11 protein-coding genes are annotated in these 10,450 nt (G+C 37.7%); 6 read left to right on the top strand and 5 right to left on the bottom strand.

The annotated features are described in order from the left end of the window. The first annotated feature begins 2 nt into the window (after window positions 1–2). From narH to DES39_RS03620, 6 genes are all read left to right on the top strand, one after another. Window positions 3–1,541, top strand: coding sequence for a nitrate reductase subunit beta (gene narH, locus DES39_RS03645; protein ID WP_121144389.1), 1,539 nt, complete (start codon window positions 3–5; stop codon window positions 1,539–1,541). Beyond that, window positions 1,541–2,230: a nitrate reductase molybdenum cofactor assembly chaperone gene (narJ, locus tag DES39_RS03640; protein ID WP_121144388.1), complete on the top strand. Its 690-nt coding sequence runs from the start codon at window positions 1,541–1,543 to the stop codon at window positions 2,228–2,230. Before narH ends, narJ begins: the two co-directional genes overlap by 1 nt. After that, window positions 2,227–2,904, top strand: a complete 678-nt coding sequence (gene narI, locus DES39_RS03635; RefSeq protein WP_121144387.1) for a respiratory nitrate reductase subunit gamma — start codon at window positions 2,227–2,229, stop codon at window positions 2,902–2,904. Before narJ ends, narI begins: the two co-directional genes overlap by 4 nt. Window positions 2,905–3,031: 127 nt before the next feature. After that, a complete protein-coding gene (locus DES39_RS03630) occupies window positions 3,032–3,580 on the top strand; it encodes a hypothetical protein (RefSeq protein WP_121144386.1) in 549 nt (182 codons plus the stop codon). A 201-nt stretch (window positions 3,581–3,781) separates the two neighbouring features. After that, entirely contained in the window at window positions 3,782–4,312 is a 531-nt protein-coding gene (locus DES39_RS03625) for a YagU family protein (protein ID WP_121144385.1), read from the top strand. 253 nt (window positions 4,313–4,565) lie between these two features. Further along, window positions 4,566–5,312: an ankyrin repeat domain-containing protein gene (locus DES39_RS03620; RefSeq protein WP_121144384.1), complete on the top strand. Its 747-nt coding sequence runs from the start codon at window positions 4,566–4,568 to the stop codon at window positions 5,310–5,312. Window positions 5,313–5,359: 47 nt separating this feature from the next. On the opposite strand, the gene DES39_RS03615 is transcribed toward DES39_RS03620, so the two are convergent. From DES39_RS03615 to DES39_RS03595, 5 genes are all read right to left on the bottom strand, one after another. Beyond that, window positions 5,360–6,067, bottom strand: coding sequence for an outer membrane protein (locus DES39_RS03615; protein ID WP_121144383.1), 708 nt, complete (start codon window positions 6,065–6,067; stop codon window positions 5,360–5,362). A gap of 283 nt (window positions 6,068–6,350) precedes the next feature. Then, entirely contained in the window at window positions 6,351–7,916 is a 1,566-nt protein-coding gene (gene ahpF, locus DES39_RS03610) for an alkyl hydroperoxide reductase subunit F (RefSeq protein ID WP_121144778.1), read from the bottom strand. An 86-nt stretch (window positions 7,917–8,002) separates the two neighbouring features. Beyond that, window positions 8,003–8,566, bottom strand: a complete 564-nt coding sequence (gene ahpC, locus DES39_RS03605) for an alkyl hydroperoxide reductase subunit C (RefSeq protein ID WP_121144382.1) — start codon at window positions 8,564–8,566, stop codon at window positions 8,003–8,005. 380 nt (window positions 8,567–8,946) lie between these two features. Next, a complete protein-coding gene (locus tag DES39_RS03600) occupies window positions 8,947–9,588 on the bottom strand; it encodes a YfdX family protein (RefSeq protein WP_121144381.1) in 642 nt (213 codons plus the stop codon). Between the two features lie 244 nt (window positions 9,589–9,832). Next, complete coding sequence (locus DES39_RS03595) at window positions 9,833–10,237, bottom strand: hypothetical protein (RefSeq protein WP_121144380.1); 405 nt, start codon at window positions 10,235–10,237, stop codon at window positions 9,833–9,835. Between the last annotated feature and the right edge of the window lie 213 nt (window positions 10,238–10,450).

Below are 10,450 nucleotides of genomic sequence, written 5' to 3'. Positions count from 1 at the left end.
AAATGAAAATACGTGCACAAATCGGTATGGTGCTTAATTTAGATAAATGCATTGGTTGCCATACCTGCTCAGTAACATGTAAAAACGTTTGGACTAATCGTCCGGGCGTTGAATATGCATGGTTTAATAACGTTGAAAGTAAACCGGGCGTTGGATTCCCAGTTGAGTGGGAAAATCAAGAACGCTGGAAAGGCGGTTGGTCACTGAATAAAAAAGGTAAATTAGAATTAAAAGCCGGTAGTAAAGTCGGTATGTTATCGGGGATTTTTGCCAATCCGAATTTACCTGAAATCGATGATTACTATGAACCATTTGATTATGATTATCAAAACTTGCAAACGGCAACCAATGTTACTGCTTTACCAACAGCTAGGCCCTATTCCAAAATTACCGGTTTACGCATTAATAAAATTATTGCCGGACCGAACTGGGAAGATGATCTGGGCGGTGAATTTAGTAAGCGTAGCCAGGATTATAACTTTAAACAGATGGAAAAGCAGATTTATGGCGAATTTGAAAACACATTTTTAGCTTATTTGCCGCGCTTATGTGAACACTGTTTAAATCCAGCTTGCGTCGCATCTTGCCCAAGTGGGGCGATTTATAAACGCGAAGAAGACGGCATTGTCTTAATTGATCAAGATAAATGCCGCGGCTGGCGTATGTGTGTGTCTGGCTGCCCATACAAGAAAATTTATTTTAACTGGAAAAGCGGTAAATCAGAAAAATGTATTTTCTGCTATCCACGTATTGAAGCGGGTATGCCAACGGTCTGCTCTGAAACGTGTGTTGGCCGTATCCGTTATCTAGGGGTCATTTTATACGATGCTGATCGCATTAAAGAAGCAGCATCAACTGAAGATACGCAAGGTCTTTACCAAAATCAGCTATCGATTTTCTTAGATCCTAACGATCCAGCGGTTATTGCACAAGCATTAGCGGATGGCGTCGAACAAAGCGTCATTGATGCCGCGCAAAAATCGCCGGTATACAAATTAGCGATTGAGTGGCAACTTGCCCTGCCATTACACCCTGAATACCGAACATTACCAATGGTATGGTATGTGCCACCGCTCTCGCCGATTCAATCAAAAATCGGCCAGCAAGCGCTCGATGAGCAAGGGATTTTACCCGATGTTGAGCAGTTACGTATTCCGGTTAAATATTTGGCTAACTTATTGACGGCTGGTGATGAAAAGCCCGTGCTACGCGCCTTAAAACGCATGATGGCAATGCGAGCATTTAAACGCGGTGAAACGGTTGATGGTGTTAAACATACACATCTACTTGAAGACGTGGGGCTAACTGAAGCGCAAATTCAGGAAATGTACCGTTATTTAGCTATCGCCAATTATGAAGATCGCTTTGTGGTACCAACTCATCATTCTGAATTAAAAGCGTCACTGAAAAACCCAGCATTTTTAGAGCAAGGTAACTGTGGTTTTAGCTTTGGTGACGGCTGTAAAGGCAGCGATAGTAAATTCAACTTGTTTAATGCCCAGCGCATTGATGTGATTGATCAACTAAAAGGAAAAGACTAATGAGTGTTTATAAAATCAGCGCTTGCCTTCTTGATTATCCCAATGAATCACTTTGGCAAGCACAAGATGAATGCTTCGTGCTCATTGATGATGATAGCACGCTAACTGAGAAGCAAAAACAATCGTTCACGCAGTTTATCCGCGATTATTTTGCCTTGCCATTAATGGATGCTCAAGCTGAATATTATCAAACCTTTGACGTTGGTTACACCACCTCATTATTGCTATTTGAACACGTCTATGGTGACTCACGCGAACGCGGTCAGGCAATGGTGGATTTGATGAATCAATACGCCGAACATGGTATTGAACTTGCAACCAAGCAATTACCGGATTATTTACCGATCTTTTTAGAGTATTTATCGCTGTTAGCACAGCCGCAGCGTCATGCTCAATTGCTTGAAATTGCGCCGATTTTGCGCTTGCTGATGTTCCGCTTAGAGAAAAAACACAGCCGTTTTGTCGCGCTATTTGATCTACTGTATCAACTATCGGGTCATCAATTTGACGATAATCAACTTAAAGCAAAAGTATCACAAGAATCATCTGAAACGACTAACGAAAAGCTAGATCAAATCTGGCAAGAAGAACAAGTTCGTTTTCAAGCATCTACTGGTAATAATAAGCCGCAAGTGAATAATGCCACTTATTATGTCAATGTGGGTGCAGATAGAAGGAGCCACTTATGAGTTTTATGAATTCATTCTTTTTTGATTTTTACCCCTATATTGTCACCGTTGTATTTTTAGTCGGTAGTCTAATACGCTATGATTACGGTCAATATACATGGCGAGCACAATCAAGCCAAATGCTCAGTAATAAAAGTATGCGCTGGGCATCTAATTTGTTTCACATTGGTATCATTGGTATCTTTTTAGGTCACTTTGTTGGCCTATTAACGCCGCATTGGCTGTATGCAATGGTCATTTCAGCACCACATAAACAAATGCTAGCCATGGTCGCTGGCGGGGTGTGTGGTGTGATGGTATTAATTGGTGGCGGAGCCCTATTTTGGCGCCGTTTGTTCAACCCACGCGTTCGAGCAACCTCAACCAAAGCAGATATTTTAGTCATTGCCATTTTCGTCGTACAAGTGTGCTTAGGGCTAGTAACCATCGTGGTTTCATCTCATCACTTAGATGGTAGCGTCATGATGTCGTTATCACAATGGAGTCAAGATATTGCCACGTTCCAATTTGGTGCTAGCCATCATTTAGAGGGGATATCGCATATTTATAAAGCCCATATTATTTTAGGCATGACAATATTTTTAATTTTTCCATTTACTCGTTTAGTGCATATTTGGAGTGCACCAATTGGTTATCTCACGCGTCGTTACCAAATCGTACGGGAAAGACGCTAACATATAACCGACCTGCCTTGAGTGACAATCATGTCAACTTAAGGTAGGTCATCCCCCGCTTTGTTATCCTATTTTGCTATCTTATTTTTTATTGTATAATAGCCAACTCGCATAAAGAGGAAAAATGATGACATTAATCTTAAGCAAGCTTAATCCCTTAATTGTTGTTATCTTATCGATATTAGGTATTGCGTTAGTCGTGTCCTTACCTCTATCGACTATTTTAATGTGGCTGTTCACCGCGCTGCATTTATCAGCTTTATCGCACAATTTGGTGCTTATCACCACGATTGAAGACTATATCAAAGCCACGGCTATTTTTATTATTTTGATGATTATGCTGTTTCATCTTTATCAAAACTATAAACGCCATGTTAACCGCTTCCTCAAAAAACATTTTTTGATTATTAAAGGCTTTGGCATATTATATGTGGCCATTTTGGCGATTGTGCCAGTATTAAAAAGCTCACTACAACAATATGGTCAGCTCAGCCCTTATCACCATCTCTTTATCTACTTAACGATTGTTATCGTCTTCTTTTGTGTCTTTATCTCTAGTTTTGATGAAAACATCATGGGCAAACAATTTCGTCTTTCCGAAATTTTTGTCTGCTTGTTCCTATGTATGATGGGACTGGCGCTATTTTTCTTTTTAATGGGTACATCTAGCAGTTAAAATCACGACTCTCAATAAATTAAGCTCGGTTGATGCACATTTGCTACCTTTAGCACAAGGTGTAACATTACCTTCGATTATCTATGCCATAATAAGCGCCTATCTTATATTTTGTTATTTAACAAAAAATGGTAAAATATTACTGTTTTATCAATAAGTAAGCTATATTTATATAAATGTAATCAATTTAGGGAAACAAAAATGAGTATGAATTTATTTCAAATGACCAAACCTGCTACTCGATGCTATGTGTTATCGATTTGGATAGGAATTATTAGTGGGTTTGTATCAGCCTTAGTTAAATCAGGGACTGAAGGCATTTTTCCACCAAGACTCGTCACCGAAGGCGCTCCTCCGGTATTATTATTACAAAATATTGGTATTGATGTCACCCACTGGTTTTATACTTATTCTGAACAAATCGTCTATTTTGGTGGTAACTTAGTGCATATCATTTTCTCTATTGTTTGGGGCGTGATTTACTGCTTCGCAGCTGAAATATTCCCTAAAATAAAAATGGCACAAGGGTTAGTATTTGGTTTAGTTGTTGCTATCTTATTTCATGGTATCGCAATGCCGGTTCTTGGTATTTCAACACCTGTTTGGGATCTGCGCTTACAAGAGATTTTTTCAGAAGTATTCGGTACTGCATTATGGATCTGGATCATTGAAATTATGCGCCGCGATTTAAGAAATCGCTTCACGAAAAAAGCTGATCCTGAGTTTCAATAATAGACACGATTATTACTAATAACGTACTAAACACCCGCTCATTTTGCGGGTGTTTTTTTATGATTATTGGGAGTAAAACAATTATCATCATCTAAACCACTTATCAGTTCATACAATAAATTGTCTATATGATATCTCTCTTCTTGGTTTACCTTTATAATAAAGAACGTAATAAATGAATTGCTCAATAATCGAATAAGCAATTATTACGTAATAAAATATTTTATTAGAACAATATGGAATCAAATTGAATATGAAAAAACTGAAGCAATCGTTGTGCATTCTTGCCTCTTCGGCTTTATTAATGAGTAGTGTTAATGCAAGATTATTAAATCCGAATAATCCTGAAGGATATACCCAATTTAGGCTTAACTTAACTGAGATGCAAGATATTGCCAATGCTAAAAAATTAAGCTGGCGAATTTTTTACCAAGCACCCTCAACAGGCGTGAATGCCACTTGGTTTGATGCTGTAAAACAAGGCGATATTGAAACCATAAAAAGTATGGTAGCGGCTGGACAAGATATTGAAGTTAAAGATGAAGGTTCTTTGGGGCAAACTGCACTCGGGTGGGCAGCATTTATTGGTTATGAAGATATATTTGATTATTTAGTCAGTGAACATGCTAACCTTTGGGCGACAGATAACGGGGATGTTTATAATGTACTCAAATCAGCAGTCTTGGGTAAAAATGTGAATATCGTCAAAAAAGTTCACGCCTTATTACCTGATTTTGATCTTAATGATAGTCACTACGAAAGCGATGGTGAAAGTTTGGTGATGGTAGCGGCCAGTAATAACCGTATCGATACCGTAAGCTATTTAATTAGTGAGGGGGTTGATCTCAATAAAGTCACCACAACGGATGACAAAAATTACCCTTCTTATAATCAAAGTGCACTAAGTTATGCTTGCATGAATGGCTACGAGCAAATGCAACAGCTATTAATCGAACATGGCGCAATTAACCACCGCACCGGTCACGCCTCTTGTGAATAAGAGATAAAACAATAGCCCAATATGGGCTATTGTTGAAATACAGCACATTAAAACAGATAACGAATACCAATTGTGATATCGTGAGAATATAACTTAGTAGACCATTTATCCGTTATGTGTTCATCAGTCGTCGTATCTTTGATTTTACCACTGTCTAAATAACGATATTCGGCACTTGCCACCAAATTACTATCAATCTGATAGCTCACACCGGCCATCGCAGCCCAAGCAAAATGCGTTTTTGAAAAAGAATAATCATAATTTTGTTGCTCTACTTTGTATTTAACAAAGCTTGCACCGACCCCAAGTCCAACGTAAGGGGTAAAGCCAGTACTGTTGTAAAAATCATAATAACCGTTAACCATTAAGGTTGAATTTTTTATTTTAAAATGATCATCTTCGTATTCACCACCAGCAGTACCGCTTATCGATGAAAAGATATAAGTTGAAGTGTTCATTTTTGCATCAGAACGATATGTATAATCCAATTCTGCGCGTACCGGGACATGATAAACTACCTTAAAATCATAACCGACATTCGCACCGATATTAAACGTTGCTTTGGTTTTATCCTTAGTGGTTGTGTAATCAAAGTCAGCAGAATTAATATGAAAATAACCATGACTCTGCATATCTTTTGACTGCTGGAAACTGGTACCTAATTTACCACCAATATATATCCCGCTATTATCAGCTAATGCCGCTACCGGTAACGATGTAAGTACCAGCGCTACAGTTAGTTTTGTCAATTTCATATTCTTTTTTCCTATTAATTTTAATTGATTTTTTATTTACAAACTGTTTGAATAACTTTTTATGAAAAGTGTGATTAAATACAACGCTTAACTGATTATTAAAGCCAGAAATGACTTGATCTAATTCGGCCGTCATATTACGCATTACAGCAAATAATGTAAAATAATTTATTCTGTTTAGGTTATCGATACAGATAAATCAATCTTATATGGGGAGTTGTTAGCTACCCACCATTGAATAGTGGATTAGCTAACTGATAATAGGAATACTTTGTGCGGGCAATTAAGCTAACTTAGTTCTAATTAAATAATCAAATGCACTGAGTGAGGCTTTAGCGCCTTCACCTGTTGCAATGATAATTTGTTTGTAAGGCACGGTTGAACAGTCACCAGCAGCAAAGATACCTTTAATGTTGGTTTCATTTTTGCTATCAATCACAATTTCACCCATTCGATTGCGTTCAACAGTCCCGTCCAGCCATTGGGTATTGGGTAATAAACCAATTTGCACAAAAATACCGGATAACGCTAGTTCATGCTCGGATTCATCAACGCGGTTTTTATATTTCAAATTCGTTAATTTTGTGCCATCACCTGCGACTTCTAACGTTTGTGCATTGACAATAACATCAACATTATCAAGGCTGCGTAATTTTTCTTGCAATACCGCATCGGCTTTCATTTCAGGTAAAAATTCCAATAACGTCACGTGCTCAACAATACCCGCTAGATCGATAGCGGCTTCCGCACCAGAGTTCCCCCCGCCAATGACCGCAACTTTTTTACCTTTAAATAATGGACCATCACAATGTGGGCAGTAAGTCACACCACGAGTACGGTACTCTTGTTCACCAGGAACATTCATGTTACGCCAGCGAGCGCCGGTTGCAATAATGATGCTACGTGATTTTAAAATTGCGCCAGATGCTGTCTGTAATTGATGTAAGCCACCCTCTCTATCAGCCGGAATCAATTTAACAATACTTTGGTTTTCAATCACGTCAATATTGTAATCATTCACATGGCTACGAAATGCTTGAGCAAGTTTAGCCCCTTCCGTTTTAGGTACCGAAATATAATTTTCAATATCAACAGTATCAAGGACTTGACCACCAAAACGTTCACCAATCAATCCGGTACGAATACCTTTACGTGCAGAGTAAACTGCCGATGAAACGCCAGCAGGCCCACTACCCACCACCAGCACTTCATATGGCTCTCGCTGATTAATCTCATCTGCCACGCGTTTTTCAGCATTGGTATCGACTTTATTGACAATTTCAGCTAGCGTCATGCGACCTTGGCTAAATTCTTGCCCGTTAAGGAATACCGCAGGAACGCCCATAATATTACGTTCGGTCACTTCATGTTGGAAAAGACCACCATCAATCGCTGTATGGGTAATATTCGGATTCAAAATCGCCATCAAATTAAGCGCCTGAACAACATCAGGACAATTATGGCAAGATAGTGAATAGTAAGTTTCAAAATGAAATTTACCCTCTAAATGACGAATCGTATCTTGCAAGCTTTGTTCTTCTTTTGACGGATGGCCGCCTGCTTGCAATAAAGCTAAGACTAATGAGGTAAATTCATGGCCTAATGGAATACCGGCAAAACGTAATCCGGTGTCGATACCTGGATTGGTAATTAAAAATGACGGTATACGTACAGTGTCATCGTGAGTTTGCTTTACACTGACTTTATCTGATAATTCTGCGATTTCATTAATTAGTGCTAGTGTTTCAACTGACTTTTCACTTTGATCCAAATTAGCGATGAGCTCAACAGGCTTAGTTAATCGTTCTAGATACGCTTTTAATTGGGTTTTCATATTATTATCAAGCAGAGTTTTACTCATGGTGTTCTCCTAAACAAATCGGGCATAACGCCCGATTTTTTATGACTAAGATTGTAACTGGTATGGCTGTTAAATTAGATTTTACCAACTAAATCTAATGAAGGAGCTAATGTTGCTTCGCCTTCTTTCCATTTAGCTGGGCAAACTTCACCTGGGTGAGATGCAACATATTGTGCCGCTTTTACTTTACGTAAAAGATCAGCTGCGTCACGTCCAATCCCTTCTGCTGTGATTTCGATTGCTTGAATGATACCTTGTGGGTCAACTAAGAATGTACCACGATCAGCTAGGCCTTGATTTTCACGCATAATTTCGAAATTACGCGTTAGTGTACCGGTTGGATCACCAATCATTGTATATTGGATTTTACCAATTGTTTCAGAGCTGCTGTGCCATGCTTTGTGAGTAAAATGCGTATCAGTTGAAACAGAGTAGATATCAACGTTTAATTTTTGGAATTCAGCATAGTGGTCAGCAAGGTCACCTAATTCAGTTGGACATACAAAAGTAAAGTCAGCTGGGTAGAAGAAGAAAATACTCCATTTACCTTCGATATCTTTTTCAGTAACATCGATAAATTTATCTTGTTTAAATGCAGCATTAGCGAATGGTTTAACTTTGGTATTAATTAATGACATGTTTGTTCTCCTCTTGATTAATTGTTCGATATATTAACCAATTTAATCGACAGGATCTAATCTGTTGTCCCTATACTCTTAATAGTTATTGATTATCAAAATACATTAGTTTAATTAATAAAAACTAAATTAATAACATCCAACAATTCAACTATTCCTTTGATATCAATGGGTTGCTAGACTTATCGGTAGCCAATTGTGAATACCGCGTTTTCACCACAACATCAATTATGTTTAAATAATATAAATCAATTAGATATGGAGTATTATGAATTTAAGTTAGCGCAACCAAGTGGATTAGGTCAATAGGCAAAACGTGTGAGCGGAGTGTGAGCAATAATAATAAAAAAGCAACCTGGTATAGGTTGCTTTCCAAGTAATTATTTACCAGCGATTAGAGTTTCACTTGTGACGACAATTGCTTGCTCTGCGTCACGTAGTACAAGATTAGCTTCATAATATTTACCATCTGCTAACAGTTGTTTAGCTTGAGTAACCGCTGCTCGTGTTGCTTTAATTGGCATTAAATATTGTGTTTCATTAACCGCAATATCCGCTAAACGAAGATCGTCTAATGCACCTTTTGCATCACCATTTTTCAGTTTTGCATTCGCTTTATCAATCACGGCTTGCTTTTCAGGTGTGACGGTATAATCTTCAGCTAGGGCAATCGATGCATCAATGATAACAAAATCGTCATTTTTGGTTAAATCTGGATTTTTAGCTTGTTTAACAAATTTACTCCAATCAACGCTATCGTCATTTAATAATGTTGCCGATTGATCAACTAATTTTGTCGCAAGCTCTGTATTACCACCAAAAATCGCAAGTCTTGCGTACTGAATGTTGCGCATAGCATTAAAGCCTTGATTAGCAATTTGCGTGAGTTCTTGTAATTGTTGATCGGTTGCGGAACTGACTTTTGCTGCAACGCTACCAGTAGTATTGGTTGCCGTATCAGCCCAAGAAAAACCAGAAATTAAAGCTAATGATAGCGCTGTTGCGGTCATAATTCGTTTCATAACATACCTCATTTAATTTTTTATTTAGAATTAAATAGAAAAATTTTATTTAAAATTAACTACAAAAAAGTCTTTTTAAAATTATACTCAATTCAAAATAGCGTCAATCGGCTTACAATTTTTTTAACAAAAGCAAACAAGAAACTGGAAATGATGATTTTTATTAAATAAATCAAGCTTGTTTAACATATATTGACATGTCACTGCAATTGAATAAGGCAGAATGTGAATAAAATTACCCTAATTAATACCAATAGCTATAAGGACCATTATAAAAGAAACCACTTTCCCAATTTAATTGATTAGCTTCACGCCAGGCTTGCATACGCGTAATTTCAAGCTGATTGAGTTCTTTATACGATTTCCAAGCTAAACTATAACAGGCTTGAAAGACAGGATTATGAAAGCGTTTATTGTAGTTTTTCTCAAACTGTTTTCGACTTTCTGCAGGTAACTCATTCACAGTAGGCAATTGTGCCATCATCTGGGCAATTTGTGGATCACACTGCTTGGCTAAGCGAATTTGCATATCAAGTAGTTGCTGTGCATGTGCCTTCGACTCTGCTTCTTTTTCAGCTGGCGTTTGTGTGGTACAAGCTGTCAATAAACCAACGGTAACAATAAGGCCTGATACTTTGAGTAGATTCATGTGTTCTCCTTAAATGGGGTGGTAAATATAATGAAAACTGAGATTTTGGACTTACAATGCTTTACGTATTTTAATTTAAGTATCCCATATGCGCTAAAATCATTCAATTTTATCATGAATTAAATAAGAAAAAACTCAGTTAAGAATCAGTAAAAAACGATAAAGCGTCTATTTTTGATCGTTTTCATGCTACTCACAAAAACTGCTGACAAG

This window comes from Orbus hercynius (assembly GCF_003634275.1).
GTDB classification, from domain to species: Bacteria; Pseudomonadota; Gammaproteobacteria; order Enterobacterales; family Orbaceae; genus Orbus; species Orbus hercynius.
This window is presented reverse-complemented; position numbering and strand designations above follow the sequence as displayed.